Here is a 15,022-nt window from a genome sequence, read left to right on the forward strand (position 1 = left end):
GGGTGAAGCCCCCGAGGGCTCTCACGAAGGCAGCAATCGGAAGCTCAAGCAACCAGGGCAGCTTCCCTCGCCCGCACCGGCGCACAAAGCCGCTCCACATACTCCTGATGCGACGGCAAGCTCCCCACCGTCCGCTCCACATCCCGCGAAATCTGCTCCAGGAACTGCGTCAGCTCGGCCCGCCCCATCAGATCCGCCACCGGGTGATAGGCCTTGGGCACGATGCCCTGCCCCAGCATCACCTGAATCCACGAGTTCTCCGCAAACAACTCATCCGCCGGCCTGAACACGCGGCCGGATTCGCGGAAGAGTTCGATGCGGTGGCGCAGCGTGGCGGGGATCTCCATCGTGCGCACATGCCGCCACAGGTCCGAATCGTCGCGCTCGGTCACGTGGTAGTGCAGCACGATGAAATCGCGAATGTGCTCGATGTCGCGCGCAGCCTGGCGGTTGAACTCCTCGACATCGACGGCGCGGATGCCGCCGGCCGGGAAGAGTTGGGCCAGACGGATGGCGGCGCGTTGGATCAGGTGGATGCTGGTGGATTCGAGCGGCTCGATGAATCCGCTGGACAGGCCCACCGCCACGCAGTTGTGCGACCACACGCGGTGGCGCTGGCCGGGCGTGAAGCGCAGCAGGCGCGGCTGGATCAGCAGCTCGCCTTCGACGTTCTGCTTCAACACCTCCGGCGCATCGGCGTCTGAAAGCTCCTTGCTGCTGGAGACCAGCCCATTGCCCACCCGGTGCTGCAGCGGAATGCGCCACTGCCAGCCGAAGTGATGGGCGATCGAGCGTGTGTAGGGCGGGGCCTCGCGCACGCTGGCGGTCTGCACCGCCACCGCGCGGTCGCAGGGCAGCCAGTGGCTCCAGTCCTCGTAGCCCACGCCCAGGGTCTCGCCCAGCAGCAGAGCGCGAAAGCCGGTGCAGTCGATGAAGAAGTCAGCTTCGAGCCGGCTGCCATCGGCCAGCACCAGGGCTTGGATCGCACCGAAGGGTTCGATCTGCTCGACGCGGGCGATCTTGCCCTCGATGCGCTGCACGCCATGGCGCTCGGCCAGCGCGCGCAGGAAGCGTGCGTAGCGGCCGGCGTCCAGGTGGTAGGCGTAGTTCATGCCGTGCCGCGGCAGGTGGGCGAAGCGGTTTTCCTCGGCGGCGCGCAGCTCCAGGCAGTAGTCGCCATAGGGGCGGGCGATGCCTTCGCGCTGGGCCTTGAGCCAGAAGTGCTGGAAGCCGGCGCTCCAGTGGTCTTTGCCCGTCATGCCGAAGGAGTGGATGTAGTCCTGCCCCGGCGCGCGCCAGCCTTCGAACTGGATGCCCAGCTTCATCGTGGCCTGGGTGGCGGCCATGAACTCAGGCTCATCCAGGCCGAGCAGCTCGTGGAAGGTGTGCAGGGCCGGAATGGTGGCCTCGCCCACGCCCACGGTGCCGATCTCCTCGGATTCAACGAGCTGGATCTGCAACTGCTTGCCGAGCAGCTTGCCCAGTAGCGCGGCCGTCATCCAGCCGGCGGTGCCGCCGCCGGCGATCAGCAGCCGGCGCACCGGGGTGGAGGTTTCAAAGGGCTTGTGGTCCATGGGGTGCTTAGCGGTTCAGGCGGTTCAGGAGCAGGGCGCGCAGGCGGCGCATGCCGGCTTCGTCCAGCGGCGCGAGCGGCCCGCGCGCGTGGGCGGGGATGTGGGTGGGTTCGGGGGCGTCGAACACGTAGTGGTCGAACAGCGCTCGCCAGGCCTGGCGCTCGGCGGCGGGCAGGTCGCGCACGGTGGCCAGGGCCAGCCACAGCGCCTGCATGGGCGAATCGGCCCAGGCGGGGCCGCGCCGCCACCAGTAATTGAGCAGCAGGTTGAAGGGCTCCAGCGCCTCGACCTGATGCCACCACAGGCTGGGGATGTAGAGCGCGTCGCCGGGCGCCAGTTCCACCACCTGGGCGCGCGCCTGCGCGGCGGCGAAGCGCGGGAAGCGCTGCAGGTCGGGGGCGCGCGCATCCACCAGGCTGACGGGCTGGCCGGCGGGGGTCAGGTCCAGCGGGCCGATGTAGAGATCCGCCACGCAATCGGGCGGAAAGAGCGTGAAGCGGCGGCGGCCGGCCAGCACGCAGGCCAGGTTGTCCGGCCAGTCCTGGTGCGTGGCCACGCAGGCGCGGTTGCCCAGCCACAGGCTGGCCAGCGGCTCGGGCACATCCAGCGCCAGTGGCAGTTCCGCGCCCAGGCCGGGCAGGCAGGTGTCCAGCGTGGTGGATCCCATGTAGAGCGCCGGGGGCGTCGCCACCTCCTGCAGCGCCAGCAGCTCGTCCAGCACGGCGGGGAAGGGGTGGATCTCGCGGCTGAAGTTGAAGCCGCGAAAGTCGTCCGTGTAGAAGAAGCGCCCGCCGGCCTGCGGCGGCGCGCGCCACACGCCCACGGTGGCGCCCCGCCAGTGTGCGCGCAGGCGCGCGGCCACGGCGGCCGGGTCCGCGGCCTCCTGCACCAGGGGCCAGTGCGCCACCAGGCCACGCAGCAGCTGGGGCTCGGGCCCCTGCAGGGCGCCAGGCGGCAGCTCGCCGGGGCGGGTGACTTCGAGGTCCTGCATCAGCCGCGCTGGCGCGCCTCGCGTTCGACCAGATCGCGCAGCCGGCCCAGCGAGGCCAGGGCCATGGCGATGGGCAGCCAGTGGCCGGCCTCGTGCAGCGCCGCCACGGCCGCGCCGGGCAGGGCGGCCAGGCGTTCCTCGTGGATGCCGTGGTAGCCCGAGAGCCGCCGCACCGAGCCATCGGGCTGGTCGACGTCGAAGTGCAGGGGCTCCAGCAGGTCCAGCCGGCACAGCGCCTCGATGAAACCCGGCAGCTCTTCGAGCCCCTGATGCAGGGCCTGCAGCACGGCCACGCGGCGCTCCAGCAGCGGGGCCTGGCCGCCATGGGGCAGGAACAGGGGCTCGCCCTCGCGCTCGCTCAGCAGCGGGTGGTCGAGGTCGATGTGCACCACGGCCTGGCTGCCTTCACGGCCCACCAGCAGGGGCTGGCGCTCCAGCGCCCAGGGCAAGTGGGCGGCGTCCCAGCCGGTGTCGGTCAGGAACAGGTTCTGGCCCTGCTCCAGCCCGAGCAGCGCTACCGGCTGGAAGCTGGGGCCCGCGGCCTGGAAGAGGATGGGGTAGTGCGCCTGCAGCAGGCGGAACTCGGCCGGCACGGTGGGCAGGGCGCCGGGCAGTACGGGGGCGCTGTGGCGGGTGAGCGGACGCAGGCGCAGCGCCTGGTGGTCGAGGTTGTTCAGCAGGGCGGCGCGCATGGTTCAGTGGCCTTGGGTGAGTTCTTGGAGCAGACGGCGATGGTCGGGCAGGGCGGCCAGCAAGCGCTGGGTGCGGGCGGGCTGATCGGCCAGTAGGGCCTGGGCGGCGCGCTGTTCATCGGGGCGGGCCGGGCCGCCCATGCCCGGCGTGGCGAAGCCCATGCCGTACAGCACGTACTGGTAGCTGGCGGAAGGGAACAGTTCCTCGGCCATCGGCAGGTCGCGCCGGCTGGGCGGGCGGTGGGCCCAGAGCTGCAGCTGCTCGCGCAGGCGCTCGGGGCAGCTGGAGGGGTCGCGGTGGGCGCGCCAGTAGGCGCTGTCGCTGCGCTCGCTCAGGACGTAGTGCAGCTTCAGGAACTCCACCAGCCGGCCCCAGCGGTAGTCCAGGGTGTCGTTCATGCGGCGCGCCACGGTGTCCATGGCCGCGCGGTCGGTAGGGAAGTCGTCGCAGAGCTGCTGCACGCTCAGCTCGATCAAGGCCAGGGCCGAGGCCTCCAGCGGCTCGATGAAGCCGCCCGCCAGGCCCACGGCCAGGCAGTTGCGTTCCCAGAAGCGGGCGCGGTGGCCGGGGTCGAAGCGGATCAGGCGCGGCTCGGCGCTGCCGCTGCCCTGCGGGGCGAGATAGGTCTGCAGGGCGTCATGGGCCTGGGCCTCGGTGGCGAAGTCGCGCGCGAACACGCAGCCCACGCCGCGGCGCGTGGGCAGGCCGATCTCCCAGATCCAGCCCTGGCTGTGCGCGGTGGCCAGGGTCTGGCTGGCCAGCGGCCCTTGGGGGTCGGCATGCGGCACCTGCACGGCCAGCGCGCGGTCGTTGAACAGCACGCCGCGCTGCGAGACCCAGGGCACGCCCAGCTCCTGGCCGATCAGGCGCGCCTGCAGGCCACTGCAGTCGATGAAGAGGTCGGCCGCCAGGCGTTCGCCGGCCTCGGTGTGCAGGGCGGCAAGGTCGCCATCGGTGTGGCGCTCCACGCGCTGCACATGGGCCACGTGGTGCCGCACACCCAGGTGCTGCACGGCGTGGCGCTGCAGCAGGGGCACGAAGCGGCCGGCGTCGAAGTGGTAGCCGTAGTTCAGCACCGCGGCGTAGTCCGGCGTACTGGACTGCTTGGGCGCGCGGGCGGCCAGGCAGACGGCGGGCTGCGGACCCACGGCGGCGGCAAAGTCGCTGCGCGGCGTGGCCGCCGCCCAGGCGGCCACCAGGGGCAGCTCGCCATGACCCTGCGGCAGGCTGAAGGGGTGGTGGTAGACGTCCTGGCCATTGCGCCAGCCCACGAAGCGCGAGCCCTGCTTGAAGGCGGCGTCGGCGTGGCGCAGCAGGTCGCGTTCGGAGAGGCCGATGCGGCGCAGGGTGTCGCGCATGGTCGGCCAGGTGCCCTCGCCCACCCCGATGGGCGGGGTGTTGGGGGATTCGACCAGGGTGACGCGCAGCGCATCCTCGCCCTGGCCGCGCTCCGCCGCCAGCAGGGCGGCGGCCAGCCAACCGGCGGAGCCGCCCCCCAGGATCAGAACCTCTTGAATACGGGCAGAACGCATGGTGAAAAGCCCGCCCCGGGTGGGCCGGGGCGGGCAATGGGCTTGCAGGTCAGAAGTTGTACCTTGCGCCCAGCATGAAGCGACGTCCCGTCTGCGTCATGTAAACCACCTGTTCCTTGGTGCGGCCATGCAGGCGCTGCACGCCGTCATTCAGGTTGATGGCCTCGAACTGGAAGCTCAGGTGCTTGTCCCACTTGTAGCCCAGGCTCAGGTCCCACTGGCCATAGGGCTCGGTGTAGACCGGGTTGGGAAGACCGCTGCCGTCGGTGGTGGCGGTCAGGAACTCGCCGCGCCAGTTGTAGGCGGCACGCACGCTGAAGCGGTCGTCCTCGTAAAAGCCCACCAGGTTGGCGGCATTGCTCAGACCCAGCAGCGCGAACTGCTCCTTCAGGCTGTTGTTGTCGTACTTCAGGCCTGAACGCACATAGGTGTAGTTGGCCGAAAGACCGAAGCCGCTGTTGCCGAAGTGGTGCTGCACATTGAGCTCGGCCCCGCTCAGGCTGGCGCTCTTCTGGTTCGACGGCACCGTGATGTCGAAGGTCGCGATCGGGTCGCCCGACTGGCCGGCGATGGTGCCGGTGGCATTGCCATTGCTGTCCACCCCCGTCTTCACCACGCCCTTGCTGCCGTTGTAGGTGTTGAGGATGTAGTTGCGGATGCAGGTCAGGTCGGTGCCCTGGCAGCCCTTGCTCACGGCTTCCTTGAACAGGGTGCCGTTGGCCGGCGTGGCCAGGTTGAACGGCGTGGCCTGCACGGTGCCGGTGCCGATGTAGTTCGAGATGTTCTTGCGGAACAGCCCCACCGCCACATAGCTGCCCTTGGCGTAGTAATGCTCCAGCGAGAGGTCGAAATTCTTCGAGAGCAGGGGCTTCAGGCCCGGGTTGCCCTGCGCGCCGGTACCGCCGTTGATGCGCACCAGCTGGTTCAGGGTCTGGCCGCCCTGGATGTCGCCCCAGCCCGGACGGCCGATGCTTTCTCCGTAGCTGAAGCGCAGCTTGGTCTTGTCGTTCAGCTCGGCTTCCAGGTCGATGTTGGGCAACACGTAGTCGTACTTGCCTTCCAGCGTGGTGAAGCCGGGCTGGCCGAAGCTGACCGAGAACTCGTTGTTGGCCACCCAGCTGATGCCGGTGGCGGTAGGCACCAGGGCGGTGGAGATGACCTTGGTGCGCTCGTAGCGCAGACCGATGGCGGCGCCCATCGGGATGCCCCATTCCCAGTCGGTGTTGTACTGGGCGTAGGCGCTCTGGCTCTCTTCGGTGGTGCGGCGGTCGGTGGTGAACTGGTTCGAGGACTTGAACAGCGCATCGCTGCCGTCGGCCTTGATGGCAGCGTCGCGCACGGCGCCGAAGTCCCAGGTGAAGAACTGGTTGTAGAGGTTGCCGGCGTTCGAACCCAGCATGCGGCCGAAGTAGGGGGCCAGCTGCTGCGGGATCCACAGGCTGTCGGCGTAGTCGGCCGGGCTGGTGCGGCCGCCCCAGCTGTCTTGCTGCACGTTGGCGTAGGCCGAGCGGTTCTTGGCCTTGACGCTGCTGACGCCGAAGTCGAGGCTGGAGGTGTCCTCGAACAGGTAGGAGCCCTTGGCCTGGAACTGCTCGATCTCGGCCTTCATGTAGCTGTTGCGGAAGGACGAGCCCGTCACCAGCATCTTGGAAGCATCCAGCGGCGCGCCCTGGATGCTCAGCACCGGGAAGTCCTGCGAGAAGTCCACCGAAGTGGTGCCGCGGTTGAACATCGCCGCGCCCAGCACGGCGTTGCTGCCGAAGGGGCTGTCCTGCGCCGAGATGGCGGTGGCCTTGTGGGCGTCCACGCCCAGGCGCAGCCTGTCGCTGAACTTCCACAGCACGTTCAGGCCGGTGGACTCGTTCTTGTTGCGCGTGCCGTAGTTGGCGCCGGCCATGGCCACGTCCGAGGTGGCGGGCGAGATGATTTCCTGGTACAGCAGCGGCGCGGCCACCGGGCCGTCGGTCCAGGTGGTGGTGGTGGGGCCGAAGTTGAACCAGGCCGAGAGCTCGTTGCGCTTGGTCTGCAGCTTGTTCTCGGAGTAGGTGTAGTCCAGCGTGGCGGTGACGGCCTTGGAGGGCGCGTACTGCAGCGTCAGCTGGCCATTGGTGCGCTCACGCTCGATACCGTTCACGCTGTAGAGCAGGTTCTGCGGTACCGAGTAGATGTCACCCGCCTTCGGGCGGTTGGTGATGCGCTCCGAGCCCGGCGTGCCGGCCTGGGGGATGGTGCCCCAGTTGTTCTCGTCGCCCTTGAAGGCGCGCCAGCCGCCCGGCACCGAGGCCTGGTTGTAGCCCAGGTCGCGCTTCTGGTAGCTGCCCGAGAGGGCGATGCCGAACTGGCCGCCGGCGAACACGTCGCTGTAGATGCCCGAAAGCTCGGGGGTGACGTTGCTGCCGGCCAGGGTGTCGGGCAGGCGGGTGTTGCTCTGGTCCTTCACCGCCTTGACGCCGATGCTGGCGATCTGGCGCTTGCTGTCCAGCGGGCGGGCGGTTTTGATGTTGATGACGGCGCCCATGCCACCGGCCGGGTTCTCGGCGCGGCTGGTCTTGTAGACCTCCAGCGCGGCGATCGATTCCGAGGCCAGGTTGGCGAAGTCGAAGGCGCGGCTGTTCGAGGGGCCGGTCTCCTGCAGGCTGGAGGCCGGCATCTGGCGGCCGTTCAGCAGCACCAGGTTGAAGTCAGGGCCGACGCCGCGCACGGTGATGCGCGAGCCCTCACCCAGCGAGCGGTCGATCGACACGCCGCTGATGCGCTGCATCGACTCGGCCAGGTTGGTGTCGGGGAACTTGCCGATGTCCTCGGCCACGATGCCATCCACCACGCCTTGGCCCTTGCGCTTCAGATCCAGCGAGGAATCCAGGCTCTTGCGGATGCCGGTGACGACCACCGTGTCGAGCTGCTCGACCTCGGACTTCTTTTCGGGCGTGGCTTGCTGGGCCTGCTGGGCCAGGGCTTGCTGGGCCAGCAACAGGGTGCAGGCGGCAGCCAGCTGGCTCAAGGCGTGGCGCGTGGGCGCGGGGGACTTCATCGGAGGGTCTCCTGGTGCGAACGATCGGGCGGGTGTCGGAAAAGGCGCGGAAATGCTGAAAGCGCTTTCACAGATTAGCGGCAGCGACCCCTAATGTTTATTTGGGTAACTACTAGGTGTGTTGAATCGGCCTCAGTTGCCAGCGATCGCAAGCGCCCAAATGTCGCCGAAGCCTGCTTTGAAAGCGTTTGCGCGCCGAGGCCTCAGCGCACCCGGTTGCCGGGCACGGCGGTGGACTCGCGCACGATCAGGCGCGGCTCGGGAAGCTGCACGGTGGGCTTGTTGCCGGCCAGCAGCTCCAGCAGGGCCTGGGCGGCCAGGCGGCCGAGCTCGAAGCTGGCCTGGTGCACGGTGGTCAGCGGCGGCGTCTGGTAGGCGGCGCCGGCCAGGTCGTCAAAGCCCACCAGCGAGACGTCCTCGGGCACGCGCAGGCCGGCGCGGTGCAGGGCCACGGCCGCGCCGGTGGCCATCTGGTCGTTGCCGGCGAACACGGCGGTGAAGCGGCGCGGCCCGGCCAGCAGGCGCTCGGTGGCGCTGCGTCCGCCTTCTTCCTTGTAGTCGCCCGCCTGCACCAGCTCGGGGCGGAAGGGGATGCGCGCTTCTTCCAGCGCCTCCTGGTAACCGGCCAGGCGCTCGCGCGCATCGGCGTGGGTGGTGTCGCCGGCGATGTGCGCAATCTCGCGGTGCCCCAGCGAGATCAGGTGCTGAGTGGCCAGGCGTGCGCCGCTCTGGTTGTCGAAATCCAGCGCATACAGGCCCGGCCCTTTGAGGCTGCGCCCGCTCACCACCGTGGGCAGGGTCTTGGCCAGGGCCTTCAGCGGGGCATCGGCCAGCCGGGCGTTGAGCAGGATCAGCCCGTCCACCCGCCGGCCGCGCAGGGTGTCCAGGCAGCGCTGCTCCACCTCGGCCTGCCAATGCCCGCTCACGAACAGCGGGCTGTAGCCGGCCTCGCTCAGCGTGTCCTCGATGCCGCGTAGCGCGGCGCCGTAGAAGGGGCTGTCGATGAACTGGGTGATCACGCCCACGCTCATGGTGCGTCCGCCGGCCAGGCCGCGCGCGATCGGGTTGGGCACGAAGCCGAGCTCGGCAATCGCGCGGTCCACCGCGGCACGCTTCTCGGGGCTGACGATGGCCGTGCCGTTGAGGATGCGCGAGACCGTGCTGGGCGAGACCCCGCTGGCTTCGGCCACCATGCCGAGCGTGACGGGACCGCCCTTGGCGGCATTCTTCGGGGACGGGGTACGGGCCATGGCGGGACTGCGGGCCGCGGCGGGGCGGCGTTTGAAAGCGGTTGCGCGAGTCTATGTGAGGGGCCGGCCTGGGCCGCCGCGGTGGCGCGGAACCGGCTTCTCGATCTGACGCAAACCGGGCGGCCGACGCCAGGTCCAGTCTGGGCTTCTTCTGGTCGAGGAGAGTGCGATGAAGCCTTTGATCCCGATGACCCTGGCCCTGGCCGCCCTGCCCATCAACGCCGTATTGGCGAGTGAAGAGCTGGCGCAAGTGAAGCAATGCATGGGCTGCCATGCCATTAAAAAGCGACGACGCCGCGCCCGCGTTCAAGTAGATCGCTACCGCCTGGAAAGGCCGCAAGGACGCCGAGACGCAGATGGTGATCACCCTCCGCGCGGGCAGCGCTGGCACGGGCGGGCCGCGCTGGAACAAGGCCAAGATGCACGACCCGTCCGAGCGCCCGCGCGTCAGCGATCAGGAAGCGCGCGAGCTGGCGCGCTGGATCCTGACGCTCTGATCAGGCGCGTTCGCCCTCGCGGGTGAAGCTGCGCGTCCAGGCCATCAGGTCGGCGTGGCCGTCCGGCGCATTGGCCTTGGGCGCTGGTTTGGCCGCGCGCCCCGGCTTGACCGGCCTGGCCCCCACGCTGCCCGGCTCGGGCGCGCTGGGGCTGGCCACGGCCAGGCCGTCCAGGATGGCGCAATGTGCGTGCTCGTCGCCCGCGCAGGCCTGCACCAGCTGCTCCAGGGCCTGCTTCATGGTTTGCAGTTCCTGCAGCTTGGCCTCCAACTCATGCAGGTGCTGCTGCGCCAGCGCCTTGACCTCGCGGCTGCTGCGGTCGCGCTGGCTCCACAGGCCCAGCAGGCCGGCCACCTGCTCAATCGAAAAGCCCAAGCGGCGCGCCTGGCGGATGAAGCGCAGGATCGAAACCTCGCGTGGCCCGTACTGGCGGTACCCGGCCTCGGTGCGCGCGGCCTCGGGCAGCAGACCGATCTGCTCGTAGTGGCGAATCATCTTGGCCGAGACGCCGGCGGCGTCGGCGGCCTCACCGATGTTCAGTGGGCGGGGCATGGGGCGCTCCTTCTGGTCAGGCGGGCGGGTAGCCCGCTGTTCGCAGTGCCTGGGCCAGCGCCTCACGTGGCTGCTGGCTCTGCACCGTGATGCGATGTTCGCCCAGCGCGAACTCGATGCGGCATTGCGGATCCAGTTCTTTCAGGGCTTGGCCGATGCGGCTGGCGCAATGGCCACAGCTCATGTCGGGGAGGTGAAAGCTTTGCACGAAGGGCTCCTGTTGGGGATGAGGTGTCCTCATGCTGAGGCTTGCCCCAGGGGCAAGCTCAAGCGGGGCGCAGGCGCAGCTGGGCCGGCGCCACGCCCAGCAGCCGCTGGAAGCTGCGTTTCATGCGTTCGCTGTCGCCAAAGCCGCAATCGCGCGCCAGGGTCTGCAACTGCGCGGCGCAGCCCGATTCCAGCGCGGCGCGCGCCGCTTCCACGCGCAGGCGCTCCACCGCCTTGGCGGGGGTCAGCCCGGCTTCCTGCGCAAAGGCGCGGGCGAAATGGCGTGGGCTCATGCAGGCCTGGGCGGCCAGGCGTTCCACCGTCAGCGGCTCGTGCAGGCGCTCGCGCGCCCAGGCCAGCAGGCCCTCGAAGCGTGGGCCCTGCAGCCGGCCCAGCTCCGAAAACTGCGACTGCCCGCCCGGCCGGCGGTAATAGACCACCAGCGCGCGGGCCACGCGCCGCGCCGCCTCCTCGCCCAGGTCGGCGGCGATCAGGGCCAGCGCCAGGTCGATGCCGGCGCTGATGCCGGCACTGGTCCAGATCGGGCCGTCCTGCACATACAGGCTGTCGGGCTCGACGCGCACCGTCGGGTACTCGCGCTGCAACTGCTCGGCGCGCAGCCAGTGCGTGGTGGCGCGGCGCCCCTCCAGCAGGCCGGCCGCCGCCAGCAGCAGGCTGCCCGAGCAGATGGACGCCACGCGCGCGCCGCACGCGGCGACGCGGCGCGCCCAAGCGCGCAGGCCGGCGTCGGTCAGCGCCGCGTCCACGCCGTTGCCGCCCGCCACCAGCAGGGTGTCGATCTGGCTGGGTCGGGGCAAGGCCTCGGCCTGCCAGGCCGGCCCGGCCGAGCTGGGCACCAGACCGGGCTGGCGCGCCACCACGCGCAGCGCATAGCGCTGGCCGGCGTATTCAAAAGCGCTCAAGGGGCCGGCGGCATCCAGCAGCTGGAAGCCGGGGTAGATCAGCAGGCAGATCCGGTGGGGGGTGCGCATGGCAGGAATTATGGAAACAAAGGCATGGCTGCCATCAGCCTTTGAACCGATGCTGAACGCCATCCCTTCTTCGAGAACTCGCCATGACCGCCCTGAACATCGGCTTCCTGCTCTTCCCCCAGGTCACCCAGCTGGACCTGACCGGCCCGGCCCAGATGCTCGGCCGCCTGCCCGGCGCGCGCCTGCACCTGCTCTGGCAGGACCTGCAGCCCGTGCCCACCGATGCCGGCTTCTGCATCCTGCCCACCACCCGCTTCGAGGACTGCCCGGCGCTGGACGTACTTTGCGTGCCCGGCGGCTTTGGCGTCGGCGCGCAGCTGGTGGATGCGCGCACGCTGGCCTTCCTGCGTGCGCAGGGCGCCACGGCGCGTTACGTCACCTCGGTCTGCAATGGTTCGCTGCTGCTGGGCGCGGCAGGCCTGCTGCAGGGCTACCGCTCGGCCTGTCACTGGGCCTGGCGCCACCACCTGCCGCGCTTTGGCGCTGTTCCCGTGGCCGAGCGCGTTGTGCGCGACCGCAACCGCCTGTCGGGCGGCGGCGTCACGGCGGGCATCGACTTCGGCCTCACGCTGGCCGCCGAACTGTGCGGCGCCGAGGTGGCGCAGACCCTGCAGCTGGCCTTTGAGTACGACCCCCAGCCGCCCTTCGACAGCGGCACGCCTGAGAAGGCCGGCCCCGAGCGTGTGGCGCGCTTGCAGGCGCTGCAGGCGGCGCGCTTTGCCGAGGTGGAGCCCTTGATCGCGCAAGCGGCTGCGGCATTGACCCAGGCGGCTTGACCTTGCCCTGAGGGCAAGGCTGAACCTGACGGCCATCCCATCCCGGAGAACCGTCATGTCCGCCGTCCTGCCCCTGTCCGACTGGAAGCTGCCGACCCTCACCCTGCCGATCGAAGGCATGACCTGCGCCTCCTGCGTGCTGCATGTGGAAAAGGCCCTCAAGGCCGTGCCGGGCGTGGAGTCGGTCAGCGTCAACCTGGCCACCGAGACCGCCGAGGTGCAGGGTCGCGCCGCCCGCGCCGCGCTGGCCGCCGCGGTGGAGCACGCCGGCTATGCGGTGCCGGCGGAACCGTCCGCCACCGCGCAGCCGCTGGCAGCGCGCCGCGGCCCGGGCGAGGGGGCGCGCATCGGCATCGCCGCCGCGCTCACCTTGCCCCTGGCGCTGCCCATGCTGCTGGCCCCCTTCGGCATCGAATGGGCGCCCGCGGCCTGGGTGCAGCTGCTGCTGGCCCTGCCGGTGCAGTTCTGGCTCGGCGCGCGCTTCTACCGCGCCGGCTGGAAGGCGCTGCGCGCCGGCAGCGGCAATATGGATCTGCTGGTGGCCCTGGGCACCAGCGCAGCTTTTGGCCTGAGCCTCTATCTGATGAATCGTCACGCCGGCCATGAGGGCATGGCGCACCTGTACTTCGAGGCCTCGTCCGTCGTCATCACCCTGGTGCTGCTGGGGAAGTGGCTGGAGGGCCGCGCCAAGCGCCAGACCACCGAGGCCATTCGCGCGTTGCAGGCGCTACGCCCGCTCACCGCCCGCCTGGTCGGCTCCGCTGGCGAGGTGGAAGTGCCGATCGAGCAGGTGCGCGTGGGCGACGTGGTGTTGGTGCGCCCGGGCGAGCGCGTGCCGGTGGATGGCCAGATCGTCGAAGGCCGCAGCCAGGTCGATGAATCCCTGCTGACGGGCGAGAGCCTGCCCGTGGCCAAGCAGGAGGGCGAGCGTGTGACCGGCGGTTCGGTCAATGCCGAAGGGCGCCTTTTGGTGCGCACCACTGCCGTGGGCGCGGAGTCGGCGCTGGCGCGCATCGTGCGCCTGGTGGAAACGGCACAAGCCAAGAAGGCGCCGATCCAGCGCCTGGTGGATCAGGTCAGCGCCGTTTTTGTGCCGGTGGTGCTGGGCATCGCCGCCATCACGCTGCTGGGTTGGGGCCTGGCCACGGGGAACTGGGAGCAGGCCATCCTGAACGCGGTGGCGGTGCTGGTAATCGCCTGCCCCTGTGCGCTCGGCCTGGCCACGCCCACGGCCCTGATGGCTGGCACCGGCGTGGCGGCGCGCCAGGGCATCCTGATCAAGGACGCAGAGGCCCTGGAGCTGGCGCACCGCATCGAGGTCGTCGCCTTCGACAAGACCGGCACCCTCACCGAAGGCAAGCCGCGCCTGCTCGCCCTGGAGCCGATGGACGGCAGTGCCGGCAAGCTTCTGACTGACGCCGCCGCTCTGCAGACCGACAGCGAACACCCGCTGGCCCAGGCGGTGCGCAGCCAGGCTGCCGAGCAGGGCCTGCAGACCCGCCGCGCGCAGGACGTGCGCGCCGTGCCGGGCCGGGGTGTCACCGGCCGGGTGGACGGGCGCGAACTGTTCCTGGGCAGCCGCCGTTACCTGATGGAAATGGGGAGCGACCCGATCAATCCGCAAGCATTGGCCCAGGAGCGCCACGGCCGCAGCGTCAGCTGGCTGGCCGAGCGCGCCGCCGACGGGAGCCTGAAGCTGCGCGGCCTGCTGGCCTTTGGCGACAGCCTCAAGCCCAGCGCGGCCCGCGCCATCGAGGCCCTGCATGCCGCCGGCGTGCAGACCGTGATGCTGACCGGCGACAACCGCGGCAGCGCCGCCGCCGTGGCGCAGCAACTGGGCATCGGCCGGGTGGAGGCCGAGGTGCTGCCCGAGCACAAGGCCGGCGCCGTGACCGAGCTGCGTCAGCGCGGCGCCGTGGTGGCCATGGTGGGCGATGGCCTCAATGACGCCCCGGCCCTGGCCGCGGCCGATGTCGGCATCGCCATGGCCACCGGCACCGAGGTGGCGATGCAGGCCGCCGGCATCACCCTGATGCGCGGCGACCCGGCCCTGGTGGCCGACGCCATCGTGATCTCGCGCCGCACCTACGCCAAGATCCGCCAGAACCTGTTCTGGGCCTTTGCCTACAACGTCATCGGCATCCCGCTAGCGGCGTTCGGCCTGCTCAACCCCATGCTGGCCGGCGCGGCCATGGCCTTCAGCAGCGTCAGCGTGGTGGGCAATGCGCTCCTGCTGCGGCGCTGGAAACGCGGTTAGGCGGCCTTCGCCGTCAGCCCGTAGAGCGCCAGCAGGCCCAGCACATGGCCGATGGCCACGCCGGGCTCGCCGGCCTCGATGCGGCCGATCGTCTGCACATGCACTCCAAGCCGGGCGGCCGCCGCCGCCTGGCCTTCGCCCGCCTGCAAGCGGGCCTGCTTGGCGGCAGCGCCCAGGTCCTTGATGGCCTGCAGGGCCGTGCCGTCAATGTCCACCGAGATGCGTTTGCCTTGTGCCATGGGCGGGATTCTCGGCCGCGCCGGGGCTCACTGCTGCCAGCCCACGGCGCTGCAGCAGCCAGGCCAGCCAGGCGGCCGCCACCAGGTCGTAGGCCATGCAGAAACCCGGCCAGCTGGGCGGCACGCCGGCGTTGTGCACCAGCAGGTGGTGCACCGCATCCATCAACCCATGCCCGGCCAGCCCAGCCACCACCCACCAGAGATTGCGGCGCCAACCCCAGACCGCCGCAGCGATGAAGAACGCGGCCACGGCCAGCTCGGGCAGCAGGGGCTCGCCGCCGTTGCCCACGGCGGCAAACAGCAGGTAGTAGGTGGCGACGACGATCAGCACCGTGGGGTAGAACACGCGTTCGCGGTCCATGCCGAGGGCGTGGGTGGCGATGCCGACAAGCAGCGCGAGTGCGCTGCCGATGAGGAGTTCCATGGTGGGG

At 70.3% G+C, this 15,022-nt stretch carries 14 protein-coding genes; 3 read left to right on the top strand and 11 right to left on the bottom strand.

Annotation, left to right across the window (positions count from 1 at the left end):
* Positions 1-44: 44 nt before the first annotated feature.
* From ACE3QP_RS13030 to ACE3QP_RS13055, 6 genes are all read right to left on the bottom strand, one after another.
* Entirely contained in the window at positions 45-1,574 is a 1,530-nt protein-coding gene (locus tag ACE3QP_RS13030; protein ID WP_374436663.1) for a tryptophan halogenase family protein, read from the bottom strand.
* Between the two features lie 7 nt (positions 1,575-1,581).
* Positions 1,582-2,565: a cupin-like domain-containing protein gene (locus ACE3QP_RS13035; RefSeq protein WP_374436665.1), complete on the bottom strand. Its 984-nt coding sequence runs from the start codon at positions 2,563-2,565 to the stop codon at positions 1,582-1,584.
* Positions 2,565-3,257 carry a SapC family protein gene (locus ACE3QP_RS13040; protein ID WP_374436667.1) on the bottom strand — a complete coding sequence of 231 codons (693 nt, stop codon included), beginning with the start codon at positions 3,255-3,257 and terminating at the stop codon, positions 2,565-2,567. Before ACE3QP_RS13040 ends, ACE3QP_RS13035 begins: the two co-directional genes overlap by 1 nt.
* Positions 3,258-3,260: 3 nt before the next feature.
* A complete protein-coding gene (locus tag ACE3QP_RS13045; protein WP_374436669.1) occupies positions 3,261-4,790 on the bottom strand; it encodes a tryptophan halogenase family protein in 1,530 nt (509 codons plus the stop codon).
* Positions 4,791-4,839: 49 nt separating this feature from the next.
* The gene (locus ACE3QP_RS13050) at positions 4,840-7,821 is read right to left on the bottom strand and encodes a TonB-dependent receptor (RefSeq protein ID WP_374436671.1); all 2,982 of its coding nucleotides are present in this window, start codon (positions 7,819-7,821) and stop codon (positions 4,840-4,842) included.
* Positions 7,822-8,024: 203 nt separating this feature from the next.
* Positions 8,025-9,071: a LacI family DNA-binding transcriptional regulator gene (locus ACE3QP_RS13055; RefSeq protein WP_374436672.1), complete on the bottom strand. Its 1,047-nt coding sequence runs from the start codon at positions 9,069-9,071 to the stop codon at positions 8,025-8,027.
* Between the two features lie 356 nt (positions 9,072-9,427).
* Here ACE3QP_RS13055 and ACE3QP_RS13060 point away from each other — a divergent pair, with 356 nt between their 5' ends.
* The gene (locus ACE3QP_RS13060; protein ID WP_374436674.1) at positions 9,428-9,568 is read left to right on the top strand and encodes a hypothetical protein; all 141 of its coding nucleotides are present in this window, start codon (positions 9,428-9,430) and stop codon (positions 9,566-9,568) included.
* Here ACE3QP_RS13060 and cueR read toward each other — a convergent pair whose 3' ends face one another.
* From cueR to ACE3QP_RS13075, 3 genes are read right to left on the bottom strand one after another with little or no spacing between them, the layout of a single operon-like run.
* Positions 9,569-10,120 carry a Cu(I)-responsive transcriptional regulator gene (cueR, locus tag ACE3QP_RS13065; RefSeq protein WP_374436676.1) on the bottom strand — a complete coding sequence of 184 codons (552 nt, stop codon included), beginning with the start codon at positions 10,118-10,120 and terminating at the stop codon, positions 9,569-9,571.
* A gap of 16 nt (positions 10,121-10,136) precedes the next feature.
* The gene (locus ACE3QP_RS13070; protein WP_374436677.1) at positions 10,137-10,328 is read right to left on the bottom strand and encodes a heavy-metal-associated domain-containing protein; all 192 of its coding nucleotides are present in this window, start codon (positions 10,326-10,328) and stop codon (positions 10,137-10,139) included.
* A gap of 58 nt (positions 10,329-10,386) precedes the next feature.
* Entirely contained in the window at positions 10,387-11,319 is a 933-nt protein-coding gene (locus tag ACE3QP_RS13075) for a GlxA family transcriptional regulator (protein WP_374436679.1), read from the bottom strand.
* An 83-nt stretch (positions 11,320-11,402) separates the two neighbouring features.
* Between ACE3QP_RS13075 and ACE3QP_RS13080 the strand changes: the two genes are divergently transcribed.
* Together ACE3QP_RS13080 and ACE3QP_RS13085 are read left to right on the top strand one after the other, a co-directional pair.
* Entirely contained in the window at positions 11,403-12,095 is a 693-nt protein-coding gene (locus ACE3QP_RS13080) for a DJ-1/PfpI family protein (protein ID WP_374436681.1), read from the top strand.
* Positions 12,096-12,150: 55 nt separating this feature from the next.
* Positions 12,151-14,352: a heavy metal translocating P-type ATPase gene (locus tag ACE3QP_RS13085; RefSeq protein ID WP_374436683.1), complete on the top strand. Its 2,202-nt coding sequence runs from the start codon at positions 12,151-12,153 to the stop codon at positions 14,350-14,352.
* On the opposite strand, the gene ACE3QP_RS13090 is transcribed toward ACE3QP_RS13085, so the two are convergent.
* A complete protein-coding gene (locus tag ACE3QP_RS13090; protein ID WP_374436685.1) occupies positions 14,349-14,591 on the bottom strand; it encodes a helix-turn-helix domain-containing protein in 243 nt (80 codons plus the stop codon). The genes ACE3QP_RS13085 and ACE3QP_RS13090 overlap by 4 nt on opposite strands.
* Positions 14,557-15,015, bottom strand: coding sequence for a hypothetical protein (locus ACE3QP_RS13095; protein ID WP_374436687.1), 459 nt, complete (start codon positions 15,013-15,015; stop codon positions 14,557-14,559). The genes ACE3QP_RS13090 and ACE3QP_RS13095 overlap by 35 nt, the downstream gene beginning before the upstream one ends.
* Between the last annotated feature and the right edge of the window lie 7 nt (positions 15,016-15,022).

The organism is Inhella sp. (assembly GCF_041912635.1).
Taxonomy (GTDB): Bacteria; Pseudomonadota; Gammaproteobacteria; order Burkholderiales; family Burkholderiaceae_C; genus Inhella.

Excerpts from the sequence above, each read along its gene's own strand:
- ACE3QP_RS13030 (WP_374436663.1), bottom strand. The coding sequence starts at position 1,574 with ATGGACCACAAGCCCTTTGAAACCTCCACCCCGGTGCGCCGGCTGCTG.
- ACE3QP_RS13035 (WP_374436665.1), bottom strand. The coding sequence starts at position 2,565 with ATGCAGGACCTCGAAGTCACCCGCCCCGGCGAGCTGCCGCCTGGCGCC.
- ACE3QP_RS13040 (WP_374436667.1), bottom strand. The coding sequence starts at position 3,257 with ATGCGCGCCGCCCTGCTGAACAACCTCGACCACCAGGCGCTGCGCCTG.
- ACE3QP_RS13045 (WP_374436669.1), bottom strand. The coding sequence starts at position 4,790 with ATGCGTTCTGCCCGTATTCAAGAGGTTCTGATCCTGGGGGGCGGCTCC.
- ACE3QP_RS13050 (WP_374436671.1), bottom strand. The coding sequence starts at position 7,821 with ATGAAGTCCCCCGCGCCCACGCGCCACGCCTTGAGCCAGCTGGCTGCC.
- ACE3QP_RS13055 (WP_374436672.1), bottom strand. The coding sequence starts at position 9,071 with ATGGCCCGTACCCCGTCCCCGAAGAATGCCGCCAAGGGCGGTCCCGTC.
- ACE3QP_RS13060 (WP_374436674.1), top strand. The coding sequence starts at position 9,428 with ATGGTGATCACCCTCCGCGCGGGCAGCGCTGGCACGGGCGGGCCGCGC.
- cueR (WP_374436676.1), bottom strand. The coding sequence starts at position 10,120 with ATGCCCCGCCCACTGAACATCGGTGAGGCCGCCGACGCCGCCGGCGTC.
- ACE3QP_RS13075 (WP_374436679.1), bottom strand. The coding sequence starts at position 11,319 with ATGCGCACCCCCCACCGGATCTGCCTGCTGATCTACCCCGGCTTCCAG.
- ACE3QP_RS13080 (WP_374436681.1), top strand. The coding sequence starts at position 11,403 with ATGACCGCCCTGAACATCGGCTTCCTGCTCTTCCCCCAGGTCACCCAG.
- ACE3QP_RS13085 (WP_374436683.1), top strand. The coding sequence starts at position 12,151 with ATGTCCGCCGTCCTGCCCCTGTCCGACTGGAAGCTGCCGACCCTCACC.
- ACE3QP_RS13090 (WP_374436685.1), bottom strand. The coding sequence starts at position 14,591 with ATGGCACAAGGCAAACGCATCTCGGTGGACATTGACGGCACGGCCCTG.
- ACE3QP_RS13095 (WP_374436687.1), bottom strand. The coding sequence starts at position 15,015 with ATGGAACTCCTCATCGGCAGCGCACTCGCGCTGCTTGTCGGCATCGCC.